Here is a 19,952-nt window from a genome sequence, read left to right on the forward strand (position 1 = left end):
AGTTTCATTTTTTATGGGTCTTACTTTTTTTCTAATCAAAATAGCGATATAATGGAAGGTAAGTTTTAAATAACAAGGAGGAAATTTTATGCAGATTACTTTCTTAACACAACTTGATTGGTTAATTCGATTAATATTAGCTGGGGTATGTGGATATGCCATTGGTTATGAAAGAAATAGCCGTTCCAAAAATGCTGGCACACGTACTCATTTAATTGTTGCGTTGAGTGCTGCTTTAATGATTATTGTCTCAAAATATGGTTTTATGGACATCATCAGTACTCATGGAGTCAATCTTGATCCTTCCAGAATTGCGGCTCAAATTGTAAGTGGTATTGGCTTTTTAGGAGCTGGAATGATTTTTGTTCACAATCAATCCGTTAATGGATTGACTACTGCGGCTGGAATTTGGGCAACTTCTGGTATTGGGATGGCTATCGGTTCTGGATTATATTTTATAGGTATTGTAGCTACTTTACTTATTTTACTTTTTCAAATTATTTTACACCAAAATTATCGATGGATAAAATCAGCGACGAGCGATCATCTTATTCTTCAATTAGAAGATTTTGAAGGGCTTCAACTGTTGCAACAACAGCTGAAAGAGGAAGATGTCAAAATTCTTAGTATAAAAGTTGAAAAAAAATCAAATAATTCTTTAAAAACAGAGCTATATTTGAACTTACCAAAAGCTTATGAAGTCGCTTCGTTAATGAGTCTTTTGGAATCGAATGATAAGATTAAATCAATTGAATATTGACCTACTTTTATAAAGAAAAATACCCTAAAAGGGTATTTTTTAATTTCCAATTTTTTCAAGAATTATTTTACTTTCCTCAGTAGTACAAGCTACAAGTGGTAAACGTAAGCCACCAACTTCATATCCTTTTGCATTCAAAACCGTTTTGATTGGAGCCGGACTTGTGACACTAAAAAGTGCATTTATTTTGGGTAATATTTTTCTTTGGATAGCCGCTGCTTTTTGAATAGAGCCCTGGTCTATTTCTGCAAACATTTCAAAAAATTCTTGACCTAGGATATGACTGGCAACCGAGATTACACCCTGACCTCCCAAAGCTTTAGTGTGAAAAGCTAGCCCATCTTCTCCAGTATAAACTAAAAAGTCTTTGGGTAGCTTTTCAATGAGATAAGCCAGATTATCAGTATTTGTACATTCTTTGATGGCAATTACATTTTCCAGTTCTGCTAATCGTAAGATGGTCTCTACCTGAATTTCAGTGACCACCCTTCCTGGAATATTATACAAAATAATTGGCAAATCACTCGCAGTAGCAATGGCTTTAAAATGTTGATAAATTCCTTCTTGAGAAGGCTTGTTGTAATAAGGAGTCACTGCAAGTCCCGCATCGATGTAACCAAGTTCAGCAACTTCTTTGACAAATTCAACCGAATCACGTGTGTCATTAGTCCCAACACCTGCAATCAATGGAATACGGCCATCCACTATTTTATTAACCGCAGCAAAAATTGCCAATTCTTCATCATGAGTAAGAGTAGGCGATTCAGCCGTTGTTCCAGCTAAGATAAGGCCTTCCGTATGATTAGCAAGTAAATCCTCAATGAGCTTAGGAAATGCTCCAAAATTAATTTGGCCATTTTCTTTAAAAGGGGTCACTAGGGCCGTGATGATACGTGCATTTTGTAATTTTTCAATTGTTTCTTTTGCTGACATAATTTCTCCTTATGTGTGAGCTTACTGACAAGCTCTTGTCAAGAGGTCAAAAAGAACCTCTTTTTATGCAAAAGAGGTTCTCAAAAGTTCGTCAAAAATTATTTTGATTAGCTCCCCCTTCTGTCAGTACTGACAGAAAGACAGTCTGTAGGATTTAACCACACAGCCCAAGAAAAATTTTGTGACAATTTTTCTTTCGGCAAAGAACGCCGCCATCAGCTTCAGTGCGTTCACCGCTCCACTAACTTCTTCGTCTTCGCAACCTCTAATTTTGTTTGACCTATTATAGCATACTTTAGTAAACGAGGTCAAAAATTTTATTTTTATACAGTCTAGTTTATTATTCTTTCGCAATTAATTGGATGAAATCTTCGATAACACGGCGATTTGGCTCATGAATATTTTTTGGAATTTCTTTAAATTTAAACCATTTCAGCTCATCAACTTCACTCATTTGTGGTCTTAAACTCCCTGTGAAATCTCGACAAATATAATAAAGGCCTGGCATATAAACTTGGTCCATATTGGGATAAGTTATAAAACGGTCTTGTCCTGAATAAATTCCTAAAAGCTCAAGTTTACCTGCTTTTAGTCCCGTTTCTTCAAATAATTCTCGGCGAGCAGTTTCCTCAAGTTCTTCACCAACTTCTATGCCACCCGCATGTAAAGCCCAAGTTCCGTTATCTTTACGTTTTTGTAAGAGGATTTTTTCATCAGAATAGACAATAACGCCTGCTCCCAGATAAATCAAAAGCTCATGGCCAATTTTTTCACGAATTTTACTGATATAACTCATTTAACAGACCTTATTTCAGTTCAAATTTTAACTCATGAGTTGGTCTAACTAAGCCACGCTCATGTAGCGTTTCAGCGATTTGAACAGAATTCCAAGCTGCTCCTTTGAGTAAATTGTCAGAAACTACCCAAAGATGAATCCCATTTGCTGCATCCAAATCACGGCGAATACGACCCACAAAAGTTTCACGACGACCAACTGAATTAATGGCTTGTGGATAAATTTGATGAGCAACATCATCTTCTAAAACAGCTCCTGGGAATTCAGAAATCAAACGTTTAACCTCATCAATGTCTGCTACTTTTTTCGTTTCAACATAAACTGACTCAGAATGACCGTAAAGAACTGGAATTCTGACACAAGTTGCCGAAACCGCAATTGAATCATCTTCCATGATTTTCTTGGTTTCATTTGTCATTTTCATTTCTTCATAAGTATAATCGTTGTCAGTAAATACATCAATTTGTGCAAGCGCATTGTAAGCAATTGGATAATGTTTTTTATCTCCAGCAGACGGTAAAATTTCTGCTGACAATTCTGTCAGTGCTTTTCCACCAAGTGCTTCTTGGAGTTCACGATTTGTTTCATTAATTGCTGATTGACCCGCACCAGAGACCGCTTGATAAGTGCTGACAATTACTCGCTCAAGCCCATAAGCTTGACGAATCGGCTCTAAAGCAACCATCATTTGAATCGTTGAGCAATTAGGACAGGCAATTATTCCATTGTGTTTTTCCAAAGCATGTGCATTAACTTCTGGAACAACCAAGGGGACATTAGGGTTTTGACGGAAAAATGAGGTGTTATCTACGACAACAGCTCCAGCTTTTACAGCATAAGGGGCATATTTTTCTGATACTGAGCCTCCGGCTGAAAAAAGAGCAATATCAATACCTTCAAAACTATCCTCAGTCAATTCTTCTACAACAAGCTCTTGCCCCTTAAATTCAACAATTTTTCCTGCCGAACGTTTACTTGCAAGCGCACGTACGGTTTCTATAGGAAGTGTAGATTCTTCTAATTGTTCAAGCATACGTGTACCCACGGCACCAGTAACACCAACGACGGCGATATTATATTGTGTCATAATTGTCTGTCCTTTTCAGTAAATTATAATTATTATAGCGCTTTTAAGTTATAAGGGCAAGAAAAAATCTGCCTTTCGACAGAAATTTTTGTTTTTATTTAAACATAAGTTTAAAGACTGTAGCTGCTATTACTGCACCAACGATTGTGGCAACAACTGGAACCCAAGCGTACCACCATTTAGCGTCTTTATTTTCACCAACAACTGATTGTGGTAAGAAACTATAAACGATACGAGGACCAAGGTCACGTGCTGGATTCAATGCTGCACCAGTTGGTCCACCAAATGCTGTAACCAAACCAACAAACATTAAACCAATAGCAAGCGCACCAATCATTTTAGATGATGAAGCGCCTGAAACAGAAGCCCAAATTTGGCTTACTGTTGCATTCGCTGTAACATCAGCTCCTTGTTGTTGAGCGTAGCTTGTCATCCATTTGATTGATTCTGCACCAAAGAAGTTCGTTGTAAAACTGAGAATTCCGAAAACAAATACAAACATTCCGATTACTTCATTGATAAATCCGTTGAAAATTGCTTTTCCACGATTTGAACCATTATCCAAAGCGTTAGTTGTTGAAAAAGCGCCTAAAGAAATTGCTCCGTCATTAGTTTTAGCGAAGTATTCTTTATAAATCGCTACAACAAGTAATTGACCAATAATTGCACCAATAAGTTGTGCCAAAATATATTGTGCAACATGTGCCCAAGGGAAATAACCAGCTGAAGCGAGTCCAATTGTAATTGCTGGGTTAATATGTGCACCTGAAACATTTGCAAAAGCAAGTACAGGAACTAAAATCGCAATTCCGTATCCCCATGCAATTGCAAGACCACCCATGCCCTCATTTTTAGAGCCTTTGAGGGTTACCCCAGCAATTGTACCATTACCAAGCAAGACGAGAAGCATAGTTCCCAATCCCTCAGCAATATATTTTGTCATCCATGAAACATCCATGATAATTTCCTTTCTATTTTAAAAAATATATAAAGATGTTGACACTTCAATTTTATCATATTTTTCTTAACTCTTGCTAATAATAACATTGAAAATATGATTAACTCCTACAATAGATTGTTTTGAATTTTTTTCGGCATTGTATTCATCTGATTATAACAAGATTTTTTTATTAATTATTTTAATCGTTACGTAAAAAAAGCCCTCTTTCGAGGACTTTTAAAGGCACTAAAAGTGTGTCAAAAAGGTTCACACAATTTGACAAATACTCACGCTTCCTGCGCGGAAAACCCAATTTCCCAGTATTCCTTAGCTTCGAAATTCTACAAAGTAGAATTATTCGACTCATCGCATAGTTAAATTTTAACATATTATGCTAAATGAAACAAGAAGCCAATCAAAATTCCTACCGTTCCCACAAAACTAAGGATACAAATAGTAAATCCTATCGTAAAGTAATTCTGACCATATCCATTATAATGAACCCTTTTAGTTCTTTTCCCACGATAAATGATTAAAGATATTACTGACAGAACCGTCAGTAAATATTGGATTGGCTGATTTTGTCCATACATTAAGTTCAAAATTGAAGCTACTCCCACAATAATTGCAAGTAAAATCCCCATCTTAGTTCCTTTCTATTTTTTAATTAAAATTTACTGACAGACTTGTTTGTAATCAAAAGAGCTCTGACAAAAAATCAGAACTCCTTTTTCAATATTAGTCAAGCTCTTTGTATGCTTTAACTACATTTTCAGCAGTAAATCCGTAAGCCGGAAGAACGATATTTGCTGGTGCCGAAGCGCCCCAAGTATCTACTGTAACTGTTGCACCATCAAGTCCAACATATTTACCCCATCCGTAACTTGTACCAGCTTCAATCGCTAAACGACGTCTTACAGCTTTTGGTAAAATTTCTTCGCGATAAGCTGCTTCTTGTTCGTCAAAAATATTCATTGAAGGCATTGAAACGACACGAATGCCAGAACCCAAAGTCTTCTTAGCTTCAAGAGCTAATGCTACTTCTGAACCAGTCGCAATGATGATTCCTTCAAGTTTTCCTTCTTCTTTTGAAAGAATATAAGCTCCACGATTCAGACCTTCTTCAGCTAATTCGTAAGTATCAGGTAAAACTGGAAGATTTTGACGAGTCAAAATAAGTGCGGTTGGACGGCTTTTACTTGATGCAGCACGACGCCATGCAGCCACTACTTCATTTCCATCAGCTGGACGAATTACATCCAAATTAGGAATTGAGCGAACAGAAGCTAATTGTTCAACAGGTTCGTGAGTTGGACCATCTTCCCCAACAGCAATGGAATCATGTGTCCAAACATAAGTAACTGGTAAGCTTTGTAGAGCAGCCATCCGAACAGAAGGAAGCATGTAGTTTGAGAAGACGAAGAATGTTCCGCCATAGACACGAGTTCCACCATGCAAAGCAATCCCATTCATAATGGCTCCCATTGCAAATTCACGTACACCAAACCAAATATTACGTCCAGCATAGTTATCTGGCATGAAGTCTTCTTCAACTTTAACCATTGTATTATTTGAAGCCGAAAGGTCAGCAGACCCACCCCAAAGATTTGGCATTTGAGCTGATAATTCTTGGATAGCTTCTTGTGAAGTTACACGGCTGGCCTTGCTTGTTTCCATTTCATGCTTGGTCAAAGTAAGCTCTGGCGTTTCATTTTCAAAAGCTTTTGCGTATTGCTCAGCAAGCTCAGGGTATTTTTCAGAATAATCATCAAAAGTACTGCGCCATACTTGCTCCATCGCTTCACCACGCGCAACTGTCGTTTCTAAAAAGCGTTTTGATACTTCTTCAGGAACTGTAAATTCAGGATAATCCCAACCATATGCTTTCTTGGCAAATGCAACACCTTCAGCTCCAAGAGGAGCTCCGTGAACTGCTGAAGTTCCTTGTTTTTCGGCACCAAAACCAATGACTGTTTTAACTTCAATGATTGTTGGTTTAGATTTTTCAGCTTTAGCCACTTCAACAGCTGCTGCGATTTCTTCTAAATCATTTCCATCTTTTACCAATAAATGTTGCCAGCCATATGATTCAAAACGTTTTTGAATATCATCAATAAATGACATAGATAAGTCACCATCTAGAGAAATATTATTTGAATCATAGAAAAGAATCAATTTACCAAGTTTCAATTTACCTGCAAGTGAAGCTGCTTCTTGTGAAACACCTTCCATCAAATCACCATCACCATTTAAGGCGTAAGTGTAATGGTCAACAATATCAAAACCAGGTTTATTGTATTGTGCTGCTAAATGTGCTTCAGCCATTGCCATTCCGACAGCATTGGCAATTCCTTGTCCTAAAGGACCTGTTGTTGCTTCAACACCATCTGTATGATTAACTTCTGGATGTCCCGGTGTTTTTGATTGCCATTGACGGAAACCTCTTAAATCATCAGTCGTTACATTATAACCTGCCAAATGTAATAAACTATATAACATTGCAGAACCATGACCAGCAGACAAGACAAAACGGTCACGATTTGACCATTTACGACTTGTCTTAGGGTTCACATTAAGAAATTTGCTCCAAAGTACATAAGCCATTGGTGCAGAGCCCATTGGAAGTCCAGGATGTCCTGAATTTGCTTTTTGAATCGCATCTAATGATAGAGTACGAATCGTATTTACAGCCAATTGATCAGTAGTATCAAACATAAGATTTCTCCATATTTTTTATTTATACTCACATTATAACACAAGTTAGAAACGGTTTTCATTCTCTGAAATTAAAATTTTTTTCTTTTTTTATGTTTTTATATGAAAATCTTTTTAATTTTGGTGGGAAAGGTTGCGGTTGACCTGTTTTATAAATCTTCAAAAAATTTATTTTTTCAATTATAATTCTTTGCTTTTTGAATTAATTTTATCTCTTCTATTCAAAATCAAACTCGTCATTAATACAATCAAGAGAAAAATTATTATAAAGGAAATTAATGCTATTGATCCAGCTTTGCCAATTACCCCAAGCAATCCTCCTGAAACAATATAATCTGAATCTGCAAAGGTCGATGCAGAATTCGCTCCAAACGAACCTAAGGCAGGCAGAATTAAAAGTGGACCCCAAGCTAACAGTATTCCATTCGCCGTTGAGCCGATAATCGCCCCACGCAAACCTCCAAAAGCATTGCCATAAACTCCTGCTGCTCCTCCACAAAAGAAGATGCCAACAACACCAGGAATAATCACAGTTGTTCCTAAGCCAAGCATTATTAGCATAGAAATAACTCCAACAATAAATGAGACAAAAAATCCAATTAAAACAGCATTGGGCGCATAAGGAAATACTATTGGAACATCTAATGCTGGTTTGGAGTTAGGAACAAGCTTTTTAGCAATCCCTTGAAATGATGGAATAATTTCTGACAAAATCATACGAACACCTTGAAGAACAACCACAAATCCTGCTGCAAAAGTCCCTGCTTGAATGACCGCATAGACAATATAATTAGTTCCAGCAGACAAAGCTGGACTTTCAACAAAACGAGGACCTGCAATTAAAGCTAAAATAATATAGACAACCATCATTACTAGAGAAATAGAAACAGTAGAATCTCTCAAAAACCCAAGGTTTTTAGGGATATTTAATTTTTCAGTTGATTTTTCTGGATCCTTATTTCCAAATTTTTCTCCAAGCCAACCGGATAGAGCATAGCCCATATTGCCAGTATGGCCCATTGCAACTCCATCATTACTAGTGATCTTCCGCATATAGCGTTGAGTTAGAGCGGGTGTGATTGTCAGCAATGTTCCTTCAAATATTCCTCCTAACAAGATTGTCAACCAACCATTTCCTAGTCCAGCAGAAATAAGTACAACAGCTGACATTGTTGATACATAGAGCATTGCTTGTCCAGTCAAGAAAATATATTTAAATCTTGTAAAACGTGCAAGTATTACATTGACAATAAATCCCACAATCATAATTAAGGCTGCGGGTGTTCCATACTTCACTAATGCTAAAGCAACCACCGCTTCATTGGATGGCACAACTCCCTTAGCATTAAAGACATGTTGAAACATCGTTGCAAAGGGATTCAATGAGGTAACTAATATCCCCGCACCCCCAGTCAAAACCAAAAAACCTGCAAATGTTTTAATTGAACCTTGGATAACTGTACTTGCTGTTTTTTTCTGCAAAATCAATCCCAACATTGCAATTAATCCAACTAAAAGCGCTGGAGTAGTTGCGACTGATACAATAAAGTTTAAAATACCATTCATTTTATTTTTCTCCTCTAGTCTAGAAAAATTTTGTACTTTATAGATTCGATTTATTTTTTCTTATTGATGACTTATGTTATTTTCATCAAGCACTTTATAAAGTGCTTCACGCGCAACTTCTTTATCAGTAATTGACTGAAGTGGCATAATTTTTTCTGTGGGAATATTTGGAAGAGCAGATACTAATGTTGCCTCAACAAAAAAATAATCCGCTGCATCTGGTGTTGCTGACCCAACATCCATATGCTCCAATTCGAAATTATCAATATTTACTCCTGATTCTTCTAATAATGACTGAATGTTCATTTGAACCATAAAACTCGTTCCTAACCCAGATTGACATACACATGCAAATTTCATATTATTTTTCTCCTTCTTCTTCTAAAAGTATTTGTTCAACTTCTGTTGCATTTGTTGCTGCAAGTAACTGACCCAAGCGTTCTTTATTTGATAATATCTTAGTAAGTGTTGATAAAGCTCTAAGATGGGTCTCATTATCAATAGCTGCTAAAACAATAAAAAGTTTAATTTCATGCTTATCATCGTTCATTAACTTTACTGGATGTTCACATCTTAAAAATGACATTCCTAATTTTTTGACCCCTTCCTCTGGACGAGCATGAGGAAGGGCAATTCCCAATCCTAAGTCAATATAAGGGCCGAAAGCTTCTACTTTATCAATAATAGCTTTGATATAACGCTCTTCAATTTCATGTTTATCAAGAAGGGGCTGTGCAGCTAATTCAATTGCTTCTTGCCAGGTCAATTCTCTATTGGTAAAATTTATTTTTTCTTTTGTAAGTAAATCTGTTAGCATAACTCCTGATAGTTTCCCTTCTTTTCTAGTACGATTTAATTTTTTTTCAATAATTTTTATTAAATCCAGTTTACTTGCTGGTTTTTTTATAATAATGTACGGTTCTATTGAATCTAAAATAGTTTGAGCAGATGGTTTTATAAAACCTGGGAGCTGAAAATCTTGTAAAACTTGATTATAGAGCTTATTTTCTTCACGCTGCTCTGGAAAAGCTGACATAAGATAAACTTTTTTGTCTGACTTTACAGGAACCGTTGAAAAAATAATATCATATGAATTTATAGGTAATTTTTCGAAATGAGAGACTCGAGCACTCAGAATAAATTCCATTGTCGGGAATAAACTCTCTAGTCTTTTTTGCATAATTAAACTCGAACTGATTCCATTTACACAGAGTACAATTGCTTTTAATGATTTACCTGAGTACTTATTTTTATAAATCTCTCCACCAAATAAAATGACAAAATAAGCTTTCTCAGATTCTGAAATTTCACCGACCTCTTCTTTTAATGGTTGAAGGACGTTATCCATCAGTAAAAACAAGGAGTGGTACTCTTTTTTTATCCGTTCAAGCAGGACATTTTTTAATTCAAAATGATTTTTTAATCGATAGTATGCAGGAGTTAGGTGAGCTAATAGTGCCATAAAGGTCTTTGTGAAATCATCGAATTCAATTGCTGCTAATTTCATAACATTTTCCATAATGTTAAAGGCCATTCGGTATAAACCATTGTCTTGCTCAATTGTATTTTTTCCATCCGACATCCCAATAATTAATGATTTGAGTAGCTCATTAATATTTTCACTCCCCTTTTCAAAACCTCTACACTTGAGCAGACTTGCAAACAGTAATGTCGAAAGATATCGACTATAAACAATCTCAATCTGTAGTTCTTGCATTATCTTTTTCAATAGCTGATTATTCTTAAAAATAGTTAATGGATCCTTATCATTTAAAACTTTTGATAAGGTATAAAATCCTGCGTCCTCAGATAAATTTTGCAAATAATACCAAGCCTTCTCCTGTAAAATTTTCTCCTCAAAATTGAGGGAAAATCCTTTTTTTCTTGAATATTCAATCTGAATATTTTTGCTCATAAGCTCCTCTCTAAGTTTTTTTAAATCACTTAAAACCGTATTTTTACTTACTTGAAGATATTTTTGAAAAAGAGCAATTGAGAAGGAAGATTCATTTGTAAAAATAAGTAAATAAATAAGGGAGCGCCTTTCAACTTCTGATAAAATAAATGTCTTTTGATTGATAGAATAACGAGTTTCTTCAAAATTTTCTATTTTATCAGAAATTGCTAAGCATTCATTTTTATATTCCAATTTTTTTAAACCTTGATTTTCAAATTTTTGATTAAATTCCTCCAATATTCGATAAAATTTTTCTTTATCTAGATTAGTGACCTCCAATATTCGCTCTAATTTCCATAATTTATGTTTTGAAAAAAAGAGAATGTCTAAATCATAATTAATCATAAAAACGCTCCCTTGTATTTTTTATTATAACTCAATTATTTTACCAAAATATAGCGCTTACAGTCCAAATTACTTTTACTAAATAAAAATAATTGGACTGAACTTTAGAAAATAAAAAAACTCCAAAAAATGAAGTTTTTTATTATTCAAAAGGGAAAATTAATAGCTAATTTTTATTTCTTAGCTGCCTTAAATGCTGCCATAAATTTCTTGGCATTTTCAGTAACCCCACTATAATTGTTGTTGGCTGCTGGAGCTGTAACCCCACCTCCAGCACTTACAGCTACTGCTCCTGCTGCAAACCATTCAGCAACATTATCAACATTTACTCCTCCCGATGGAAGGATATTAATATAAGGAAATGGACCTTTTAAGTCTTTTATCATTTTGGGACCTGTAATATCACCTGGGAAAAGTTTGATTAACTCTGACCCATATTCTAAAGCTTTTTGAGCTTCGAGTGGAGTTAAAATTCCCGGAACATAGGGAATCTGATAAAGATTACATATCTTTGCGACTTCTTTGTTAAAACTTGGACTGACAATAAATTGAGCCCCTGCAACAATGGCCAAACGAGCAGAGGTCGGATCTAAAACTGTCCCTGCTCCGATCACTACATCTGTTCCTAGATACTTGGCTACCAAATCAGAAATAACTTCGTTAGCTCGCGGGACTGAATAGGTCAATTCGATAGAAGTGATTCCTCCTGAGACGACAGCTTCTACGATTTTTAATGCTTTTTCGCCACTCTCAGCTCGGACGACCGAGACGACTCCTGATTGAATCACTTTATTTAATAATTCTGCTCTTTGCATGACTACATCTCCTTGTAAAATGCTTTTAGTTCTTCTTTTGTGGGATAACCTTCACTATCTCCTGAGCTTTGAACTGCTAATGCTCCAACGGCACAGGCGCGCTTGACGGCTTCTTTTAAGGTTTTTCCTTCAAGTAAGGCAGACTCAAGACCAACGGCGAATCCGTCTCCTGCTCCAACCGTATCAACAACTTTTGCTACTTTAAATCCAGAAACAAAATATTGTTCACCATTTTTTAATTTTACAAAAGCACCATCAGCGCCTAATTTGACAACTACAATCTTTGTGAGAGTGCTCTGCTCAAGGTAAAAATCAGCGATTTTTTCTGGTTCAAATGAACCGGTCAAGATTTCACCTTCATTTATTCCTGGCAGAATGATTTGACTTTGCTTTGCTAAATCATTAATTATTCTTATCATTTTTTCTTGATTATCCCAAAGTACAGGTCGTAAATTTGGATCGAAAATGGTTAAAATATCTGCTTCATTTAATTTTTGATTGAACCCTTGAAATGTTTTTAAACTAGTTTCTGAAAGGGCTGGAAAAATTCCTGAGAGATGCGCAATTTTTATCCCTGATAAATCTAGAGCTTTTAGTTCAGCAATGGATAAATTGGCCGCTGCAGAATTTTTGCGATAATAATCAACTTTTGGGTCGCCCTCACTTACTTTTTGTTTTAAATAAAAGCCTGTTGAATAGTTTTTATCTTTGGTGAGATAGGTCGTTTCAATCTCCGCTTTTTTGACTGATTCAATAATAAAATTCCCAAATGAATCCTCTCCGACTTTAGAAATATAAATTCCTTTATGTCCTAGACGACTCAAACCAATCGCAACATTTAGCTCCGCACCAGCTAAATATTTGCTGAAATGCTCAGCTGCATCTAAACTTATATCTTGATTTTCTGAGGCAAGAACGACTAAAGGTTCGCCAAGAGTTATAAATTCAGTCATTGCTTAGAGTCCTCATCTTTGAAAAATCCAAAATAATCATGCACATTATTATAACTAATATCTTCAATCATTTTTCCAACAAGTGCTTCATTATCAGGGATTCTACCATTTTCAATCAACTGTCCAACAAAATTACAGAGGACGCGACGGAAATATTCATGACGTGGATAACTTAAAAAGCTCCGTGAATCTGTCAACATTCCTACAAAATTGGACAATAAACTTTGTGAAGCAAAAATCTCTAATTGGTTTTCCATTCCTTTTTTGGTGTCATTGAACCACCAACCAGCTCCAAGTTGTAATTGTTGCACACCTTCACCTTGAAAACAGCCAATCATTGTGGCTAATTCAAGCCAATCATTTTGATTAAGGGAGTAGAGAATGGTTTTTGGTATGGTTTCAAGTTCTGCTGCTTTGCTAAAGAGTTTGGTTAATTCCTCAGAAATATTAGCTTGAGTACCCATACTATCAAATCCAGTATTTTCACCAATTTTACTTAAGGCTGGGCCATTGATAGAACGGTTGACGTTAACATGGAGTTGCATTGTCCATTCAAATTTTTTATTTAATTTCATAATCTCAAGGATTAATGCCGTAATGTATTGATTATATTCTAGGTCTGTTAAAGTTTGATTTTCTTTGGCTTTCTGAAGGATAGAATCTAAATCCACATTTTTAGTTTCTGCAAAAGTATAGGTAGATAAGGAGTGGTCAGACAAACGTCCACCAAGGCTTGTGAAAAATTCAAATCTTTGTTCAAGTGCCTTAATCATCGTCTTAAAACCTTTTATTTCAATTCCAGAAACTGCTGACAGCTCTGTCAAATAGTCTGCAAAATGTCCGTCAGTAATCGAAATTAAATGGTCTGGTCTTAAAGCTGGCAAAACTTTGAAATCTTTTTCCTCTTTGGCTAATAATTCATGATAAGAAAGCGTTGAAATAGGGTCATCTGTTGTACAAACAACTTTTACCTGTGAATTTTTAATCAATGCGCGTGGTCTGAAATCATCTGTGGCAAGCATTTGGTTCGCTTCATCCCAAATTTCTTTGGCTGTCTCGCTTGAAATCAACTTATCAATATGGAAAAATCGTTTTAATTCCAGATGAGTCCATTCATAAATTGGATTACCAAATGATTTTTCGAGTGTTTTAGCAAATGCTAAAAACTTTTCATAATCCTCTCCATCTCCAGTAATCAATTTTTCAGGAATGCCATTCGCACGGAGCAAACGCCATTTATAATGATCCCCACCTAGCCAAATTTGTGTTAAATTTTCATATTTTTTATTTTCATAAATTTCTGCGGGTTCAAGATGGCAATGATAATCAATAATTGGCATTTTTTCTGCATGTTTGTGAAAAAGCATCTTGGCACTTTCATTCGTTAGTAAAAAATCTTCTGATAAAAATTTCATGATTCTCCTTTATTACTATTAAAAGTTAATTCAACTTCATAAGTTTTTGATTCATTTGATTTTAAGCTGATATTTCCTTCTTTTTGCAAGAGTTCTTGTTTTTGATTGAGAACATCAGGCAGTCCTTGGAAGGGTTCAATACAGAGGTAAGAAAGATTTTCGTCTTCTTTTGTCCACAAGCAAAGATAAGGAAAATCCGCCATTTTCATGGTCATTTGATAATCTGTCTCTTGTGAAAAAAGTTTCACCTCCTCGATTTTATTGTCAAAAATGACGAGCCCTTTTTCAAAGAATTCTCTTTCAAGTGGAAAATTACTGACAGCTTTATTAATTTCTATGATTTTTCCCGAACGATAAGGAAATGGATTTTTGACAATTTCAAATTGTTTTAAAGTCTTATCCTTAGTTTCAAAGGAAATCTGGTAATCTTCAAAATTTGCTGACAAGTTAAAAGCTGGATGAAATCCTAAGGCAAAAGTCAATTTTTTTACTGACAGATTTTTTATTTCAAATTGAATCTTCAATTTTTTACTGACCAGTTGATAAGTGACTTTTAATTCAAATTGAAAAGGGTAGGATTGATAAGTTTCCTCGTTATCTTTTAATGACAAACTTATCTGGTCTTCTTTCTGGTCAATAATTTCAAAGAAATAATCTGAAGCAAAACCATGTTGTTGCATCGGATAAATCTTCTGGTTCAGCAAATATTCATCATCAGTTGAACGTCCAATAGCCGGAAATAAAATTGGGGCATGTTTTGGCCACTCAGAGCCATTCCAAATAAAATCAAATTTATTTTTATTCTCAATTACATGAGTTAATTCAGCCCCTTTTGGATTAATTTGAACAGTAAGCTCATTATTTTTTAGTGTTAACAATTGATTTTCCATCGTTTTTCTCCGATAAATTTACTGACAGCGCCTGTCATTAAACTTTTAAGCTTTTGTCATTAAATATCTGCTTGGTCAGGCCAACATTTTTCATAAGAGTGACCTGTCAGTAATTCAACGACCTGACGTGTTTCAAGAGTTACATCAGCTTTTGAGCCTCCTTCTTCAAGACGTTGCAATTCTGCTTTTAAAATATCATGATTGGCTCGATTAAGTTTAAAGGTGCGAGCTGCAATCAATGCGGCTGCTAACAAGCCAATTGGAACAAAGATGAAAATCAACATAATTCCGTGTTGAATACCTAATGGTGTATTTGCATGAGTCGTCATTGTTGTAGAATTAAATCCAATTTCTTCAAGAGCCCAACCAGCAATATATGTTGCAAGTGCCCCTGTTGATTTACGAAAGAAAGTCATTACAGAAGCATATACGCCCGCTTTATCACCATGTGTAAAAATTCGGTCAACATCGGGTATAAAAGGGAAAACATTCCAAGGAGTAAATTCTAAAATTCCTCGTCCAAGTTGATAAATAATGGAAACAATCACAAGCATCCACATTGGATTATTAATCCCTGTCAAATAGATAACAAAATAACCTAACATGGCCACAATAATCGCCAAATAACTCAAAGTAAATAAATATTTCGGACCACGAGTGACCATTAATTTTACTGCGGCAATAGTCGATAGAATACCAAATGCTGAGAGTGCTTGGAGAACCCACGGAGCATTGGCAGATGTTCCAGACAATCCAATCACGATAAAAGTTGGGAGCAGTGTAGAATAGAAATCTTTTCCTGTAAATGAGAGGAGATAAACCAATAAATGTTTTCTGAATGATTTATTTTTGAAAGTGCCAAAGTAATCTGTCACTGTTTTTTTCATAAATCCACTAAATCCAAGTCGTGGTTGAGCATCTAATTCTGCTAGAAATTCTGGAGTTAAAGGACGTTCCCAGCTTGCTCGCCATGAAGTGAAAATGGCAATGACAAAAATGACTGTCCAAGTAATTCCCGTATAAAGATAAGCATTAGGATTATTAAATGACTTAAGTAGAGCTAAGGTAAAGAAGACAATAGCCGTTCCAGTTGCTGAAATAAACATTCGACTCCCTGAAAGAGTGGTTCGTTTTTTATAATCAGGCGTCATTTCCGTAGGCAAGGTTTCCCAAGGAATTAAAATCATGGAAATCGCTACCTCAATCGCAACATAAACCCAAAGATAATATTGCCAACTGCTAGTTGAAATCCAAAACATTGGAAATAAAATCGCAAATAATATTCCACCAAGTGCAATAAAGAAATGACGTCGGCCATATTTTCGTCCTAATCTTGTTCGATAAAAACGGTCAGTAATTGCCCCAAAAAAGAGGGACCAGATGGCATCAATAATCCGACCAATTCCCAAAACTGCTCCTGTAAAAAGAGGACTAATTCCTTGTGAAAGAACAAAGACAAAGATAACTCCTGAAACAATGTTATTCCAGCCTCCGCCCATTAAATCAGTCAAACCGTAAAGAAGACCACGCCTTGTATTGATTGCTTTTGGGGTATAAACCCATGAAGTTTTTTGTTTTTCTGCCATTTTAAACAGATTCTCCTATTTTTATATTTTTTGTCAGTGAAAATTGACAAATTTTTCCATAAACTTTGTTAATTTGTGAACTTTGTGAAACGCTTACTCCAACGTTTTAATTTTAGCGGAGAGTATTCTCCGCACATTTTTTTCACAAAAAGTTCTTTAAAATAGATTTCTTCATATCATTTTTATTTACTGATTCGTTTTCTCAAGCGCCTCCCAAAGCCCATTAAGATAACTTGCTCCAAGTGCTCGGTCATATAAACCGTAGCCTGGGCGTCCTGTTTCTCCCCAAATCATTCGACCATGGTCTGGACGAATATAGCCATCAAAACCATTATCATACATGGCTTTCATTATTTTATACATATCAAGCGAACCATACTCCGACAGATGAGGAGCTTCATAAAAATCTTTTTCACCACTTGGCAAAAATTTAATATTCCGCACATGTGCAAAAGGAATTCGGTCTCTTTTGACAAATTCAGCCATAATTTCATAGACATTATTAGCTGGATCTTCAGCAATCGACCCCGTACAAAGCGTAATCGCGTTTGACGGACTATCTACAACATTACATATCCAATCTAAATCTTCCCGATTTTTCACCACCCGAGGAAGCCCAAACATCGGATAAGGAGGGTCATCAGGGTGAACCGCCATTTTAATCCCAACTTCTTCACATGTAGGAATGATTGCTTTTAGAAAATAAGCAAAATTTTCACGCAATTTATGCTCATCGACATTTTTGTATGCCTCAAAGAGTCCTCTGACTTCTGATAATCTTTCAGGTTCCCAACCCGGGAGTGAAAAGCCACCATCCGCTGCTTGAACGCGGTCAATTATCTCCTGAGGGTTTGCTGGAATATCCCCAGCAATAAAAGCCATAGTTTGTGAATTATCAGATAAATGATAATCCAAATCTGATTTCAACCAGTCAAATACAGGCATAAAATTATAGCAAATCACTTCAATCCCAAACTCGCCAAGATTTCGAATCGTTTCTTTATAATTCTCAATATATTTATCACGAGTTGGCAAACCAATTTTGATATCATCATGAATATTGACAGATTCAATTACTTTTAAACTTAAACCTGCGGCTTCAATTTCTTCTTTAAGTGCTTTGATTCTCTCCTTTGGCCAAATTTCTCCTGCTGGAATGTCCATAATCATTCCAACGACTCCTTTAACACCTGGAACTTGGGCAATTTCAGAAAGTTTTATCTTATCTGCATTTGAACCAAACCACCGCATTGTCATTTCCATTTTTTTATTCCTTTATCTTATTTATATAAAATCAAATAGTATGCTATAGCTTCCCACCAAGCGGTAAGACCTGCTGAAAGTTTTACGTCAATGATTTCGTAATTTTGATTTTGCAAATCTGCCAAAACTTTATTTAAAGCTTGATTAAAAAGTTGGTCAGTTTTTTCTTTTCACAATTTGGCAGAAATGAAAAACTGATAGCAGTATTTTTACTGACAGTTCAAAATTAAACATTCTGTCAGTAAATTTTTAGATATTTTTTACTGACAGTTCTAAATAAGTAGCCTGTCAGTAATTTTTTCCGTGTTCTTTTAGGACGATTTGCAGTGTCTTAAGCACTGCTCCTTTGCCTTGAAGCATTTGCTCAAAGTAATTTTCAATCTTTTGAGCTAGCCCTGTTTGGTACATCTCATTTGGAAAAATTTGGTGATTAGATAAGATAGGTTTTAGAATTTCATGAATTTCTTGCTGACTACCATCTAATTTTACCTCGGCAACAAAAGCTTGCAACTCTTCAAGAAGAGGGTCAGGACTTGGAGAAAAACTTTCTAACTCATCATTAATTCCGATTAAATAACGGCACCAAGCAGCAATGACTAATGGAATAAATTCCAATTCTTTAACAGAAAATCTTGGATTGGCAATATAGTGTCCAATCGTTACGCCATAGCGAACAGGAATTTTTTGTGACGTATCTGCCGCAATTCTCTGTGGTGTATCTGGAATATTTTTATTTGGTAAACGTTTAGTCAATAACTGGTCAATAAAATCTTTCGGATTGATAATTTTCGGATTCTTAACCACAGGCAAAGCCTCGCCATACCCCAAATTCTTAACAAGTGCTAACAAATCTGGATTGGCAACTTCTTCCCAAATTGAATGATAATCTAATAAACTTCCAAAAATAGCTAAAGCGGTATGCAAGGGGTTCAAACAAGCGGTAACTTTCATCTGATCAGTATCATTGACTGTTTCACGATCAGTCAAGATAACTCCAGCTTTTTCTAATGCCGGCCTGCCATTTGGAAAAGTATCTTCAATCACTAAATAATGAACTTCTTCCGTATTACCAAAAGGAGCAATATTTGTATGTTTTTGACTATGTAAAATTTCTGTATCCTCAAAACCATCAGCTGTCAGTAATTTTGCAACTTTTTCAGACGGATTGGGTGTAATTCGGTCAATCATTGACCAGGGAAAACTGACTTTTTTAGGATTGATAAGGTAATCATAAAAATCTTGTTCTACGATTTCATTTTCCACCCAAGCTTTAGCAATGGTCAAAATCGCTTCTTGCAATTTCAAACCATTTTCTGAAAAATTATCTGTGCTCACCATGGCAATAGGAAATTTACCAGCTTTAAATCTTGCATAAAGGAGATAAGTAACGGCTCCCATATTGGTTTTGGGCTTGCTTCTTCCTTGCATATCTTCAAGTGCCAAAGGCGTCAATTGATCTTTTGAATCCCGTAGTGAATAACCTTTTTCTGTAATCGAAAAAGTCGTCAATTGCAAAGACGGATTTTCAAAGACTTTTGTTAAATAAGCCCAACCCTCGGTATTTTCTGCATTAAAATAAAAACTTTCAGCAACACTCGCAATCAATTCTTTATCAAAAGTTCCATCTGATTTCATTGTCACTGACAGAAAACGATTATTATAGGCCCGATAGCTTTTATCAATTACCTCATCATCATAAGTTTCAGCCACAATAAGACCTGAGTTGAGTTCTCCTTGATTGAGTAAGTCTTGGGCGACAACCGCATGGAAACATCTAAAAAGATTTCCTCCACCAAAGTGGACCCAGACTGGATTATCAGCTGTTGACTCTATAACTTTGTCTTGATTAAAGTTAGGAATTTTAATTTTCGCTTTTTTAAATTCCTCAGCTTTTATCAAATAATCATCAAGCAATTTCACCATGATTTCTC

At 35.6% G+C, this 19,952-nt stretch carries 17 protein-coding genes and 1 riboswitch; of the genes, 1 reads left to right on the forward strand and 16 read right to left on the reverse strand.

Annotated features, from left to right (window positions below):
• Positions 1–88 precede the first annotated feature (88 nt).
• The gene (locus IAE51_RS05005; protein ID WP_010906063.1) at positions 89–760 is read left to right on the forward strand and encodes an MgtC/SapB family protein; all 672 of its coding nucleotides are present in this window, start codon (positions 89–91) and stop codon (positions 758–760) included.
• Between the two features lie 39 nt (positions 761–799).
• Here the strand turns inward: IAE51_RS05005 and dapA are convergent, their stop codons facing one another.
• The 16 genes from dapA to IAE51_RS05085 all read right to left on the reverse strand — a co-directional run bounded on the left by dapA (position 800) and on the right by IAE51_RS05085 (position 19,944).
• Entirely contained in the window at positions 800–1,693 is an 894-nt protein-coding gene (gene dapA, locus IAE51_RS05010; protein ID WP_003129414.1) for a 4-hydroxy-tetrahydrodipicolinate synthase, read from the reverse strand.
• Between the two features lie 100 nt (positions 1,694–1,793).
• Positions 1,794–1,969: riboswitch (Lysine riboswitch) on the reverse strand.
• Positions 1,970–2,033: 64 nt separating this feature from the next.
• Complete coding sequence (locus IAE51_RS05015) at positions 2,034–2,489, reverse strand: NUDIX hydrolase (RefSeq protein ID WP_200094874.1); 456 nt, start codon at positions 2,487–2,489, stop codon at positions 2,034–2,036.
• A gap of 10 nt (positions 2,490–2,499) precedes the next feature.
• A complete protein-coding gene (locus IAE51_RS05020; protein WP_129880964.1) occupies positions 2,500–3,576 on the reverse strand; it encodes an aspartate-semialdehyde dehydrogenase in 1,077 nt (358 codons plus the stop codon).
• Between the two features lie 94 nt (positions 3,577–3,670).
• Complete coding sequence (locus IAE51_RS05025) at positions 3,671–4,534, reverse strand: MIP/aquaporin family protein (protein ID WP_003129417.1); 864 nt, start codon at positions 4,532–4,534, stop codon at positions 3,671–3,673.
• 371 nt (positions 4,535–4,905) lie between these two features.
• A complete protein-coding gene (locus IAE51_RS05030; RefSeq protein ID WP_003129418.1) occupies positions 4,906–5,160 on the reverse strand; it encodes a hypothetical protein in 255 nt (84 codons plus the stop codon).
• 94 nt (positions 5,161–5,254) lie between these two features.
• Positions 5,255–7,231, reverse strand: a complete 1,977-nt coding sequence (gene tkt / locus IAE51_RS05035; RefSeq protein ID WP_200094876.1) for a transketolase — start codon at positions 7,229–7,231, stop codon at positions 5,255–5,257.
• 180 nt (positions 7,232–7,411) lie between these two features.
• Positions 7,412–8,797: a PTS ascorbate transporter subunit IIC gene (locus tag IAE51_RS05040; protein WP_180259752.1), complete on the reverse strand. Its 1,386-nt coding sequence runs from the start codon at positions 8,795–8,797 to the stop codon at positions 7,412–7,414.
• 60 nt (positions 8,798–8,857) lie between these two features.
• Complete coding sequence (locus IAE51_RS05045) at positions 8,858–9,157, reverse strand: PTS sugar transporter subunit IIB (RefSeq protein WP_200094879.1); 300 nt, start codon at positions 9,155–9,157, stop codon at positions 8,858–8,860.
• Between the two features lies 1 nt (position 9,158).
• Positions 9,159–11,099 carry a PTS sugar transporter subunit IIA gene (locus tag IAE51_RS05050; RefSeq protein ID WP_168784467.1) on the reverse strand — a complete coding sequence of 647 codons (1,941 nt, stop codon included), beginning with the start codon at positions 11,097–11,099 and terminating at the stop codon, positions 9,159–9,161.
• A gap of 173 nt (positions 11,100–11,272) precedes the next feature.
• A complete protein-coding gene (locus IAE51_RS05055) occupies positions 11,273–11,914 on the reverse strand; it encodes a bifunctional 4-hydroxy-2-oxoglutarate aldolase/2-dehydro-3-deoxy-phosphogluconate aldolase (protein ID WP_017864827.1) in 642 nt (213 codons plus the stop codon).
• Positions 11,915–11,916: 2 nt separating this feature from the next.
• Entirely contained in the window at positions 11,917–12,867 is a 951-nt protein-coding gene (locus tag IAE51_RS05060; RefSeq protein WP_195229161.1) for a sugar kinase, read from the reverse strand.
• The gene (gene uxaC, locus IAE51_RS05065; RefSeq protein ID WP_058208064.1) at positions 12,864–14,282 is read right to left on the reverse strand and encodes a glucuronate isomerase; all 1,419 of its coding nucleotides are present in this window, start codon (positions 14,280–14,282) and stop codon (positions 12,864–12,866) included. The genes IAE51_RS05060 and uxaC overlap by 4 nt, the downstream gene beginning before the upstream one ends.
• Complete coding sequence (locus tag IAE51_RS05070; RefSeq protein WP_200094881.1) at positions 14,279–15,172, reverse strand: aldose 1-epimerase family protein; 894 nt, start codon at positions 15,170–15,172, stop codon at positions 14,279–14,281. The genes uxaC and IAE51_RS05070 overlap by 4 nt, the downstream gene beginning before the upstream one ends.
• Positions 15,173–15,231: 59 nt before the next feature.
• A complete protein-coding gene (locus IAE51_RS05075; protein WP_200094883.1) occupies positions 15,232–16,758 on the reverse strand; it encodes an MFS transporter in 1,527 nt (508 codons plus the stop codon).
• A 186-nt stretch (positions 16,759–16,944) separates the two neighbouring features.
• Entirely contained in the window at positions 16,945–18,021 is a 1,077-nt protein-coding gene (gene uxuA, locus IAE51_RS05080) for a mannonate dehydratase (RefSeq protein WP_103054967.1), read from the reverse strand.
• Between the two features lie 288 nt (positions 18,022–18,309).
• A complete protein-coding gene (locus IAE51_RS05085; protein ID WP_200094885.1) occupies positions 18,310–19,944 on the reverse strand; it encodes a mannitol dehydrogenase family protein in 1,635 nt (544 codons plus the stop codon).
• Positions 19,945–19,952: the final 8 nt, after the last annotated feature.

The organism is Lactococcus sp. S64, assembly GCF_016516525.1.
Classification (GTDB): Bacteria; Bacillota; Bacilli; order Lactobacillales; family Streptococcaceae; genus Lactococcus; species Lactococcus lactis.

Coding starts and splice junctions, on each gene's coding strand:
- IAE51_RS05005 (WP_010906063.1), top strand. CDS start 89: ATGCAGATTACTTTCTTAACACAACTTGATTGGTTAATTCGATTAATA.
- dapA (WP_003129414.1), bottom strand. CDS start 1,693: ATGTCAGCAAAAGAAACAATTGAAAAATTACAAAATGCACGTATCATC.
- IAE51_RS05015 (WP_200094874.1), bottom strand. CDS start 2,489: ATGAGTTATATCAGTAAAATTCGTGAAAAAATTGGCCATGAGCTTTTG.
- IAE51_RS05020 (WP_129880964.1), bottom strand. CDS start 3,576: ATGACACAATATAATATCGCCGTCGTTGGTGTTACTGGTGCCGTGGGT.
- IAE51_RS05025 (WP_003129417.1), bottom strand. CDS start 4,534: ATGGATGTTTCATGGATGACAAAATATATTGCTGAGGGATTGGGAACT.
- IAE51_RS05030 (WP_003129418.1), bottom strand. CDS start 5,160: ATGGGGATTTTACTTGCAATTATTGTGGGAGTAGCTTCAATTTTGAAC.
- tkt (WP_200094876.1), bottom strand. CDS start 7,231: ATGTTTGATACTACTGATCAATTGGCTGTAAATACGATTCGTACTCTA.
- IAE51_RS05040 (WP_180259752.1), bottom strand. CDS start 8,797: ATGAATGGTATTTTAAACTTTATTGTATCAGTCGCAACTACTCCAGCG.
- IAE51_RS05045 (WP_200094879.1), bottom strand. CDS start 9,157: ATGAAATTTGCATGTGTATGTCAATCTGGGTTAGGAACGAGTTTTATG.
- IAE51_RS05050 (WP_168784467.1), bottom strand. CDS start 11,099: ATGATTAATTATGATTTAGACATTCTCTTTTTTTCAAAACATAAATTA.
- IAE51_RS05055 (WP_017864827.1), bottom strand. CDS start 11,914: ATGCAAAGAGCAGAATTATTAAATAAAGTGATTCAATCAGGAGTCGTC.
- IAE51_RS05060 (WP_195229161.1), bottom strand. CDS start 12,867: ATGACTGAATTTATAACTCTTGGCGAACCTTTAGTCGTTCTTGCCTCA.
- uxaC (WP_058208064.1), bottom strand. CDS start 14,282: ATGAAATTTTTATCAGAAGATTTTTTACTAACGAATGAAAGTGCCAAG.
- IAE51_RS05070 (WP_200094881.1), bottom strand. CDS start 15,172: ATGGAAAATCAATTGTTAACACTAAAAAATAATGAGCTTACTGTTCAA.
- IAE51_RS05075 (WP_200094883.1), bottom strand. CDS start 16,758: ATGGCAGAAAAACAAAAAACTTCATGGGTTTATACCCCAAAAGCAATC.
- uxuA (WP_103054967.1), bottom strand. CDS start 18,021: ATGGAAATGACAATGCGGTGGTTTGGTTCAAATGCAGATAAGATAAAA.
- IAE51_RS05085 (WP_200094885.1), bottom strand. CDS start 19,944: ATGGTGAAATTGCTTGATGATTATTTGATAAAAGCTGAGGAATTTAAA.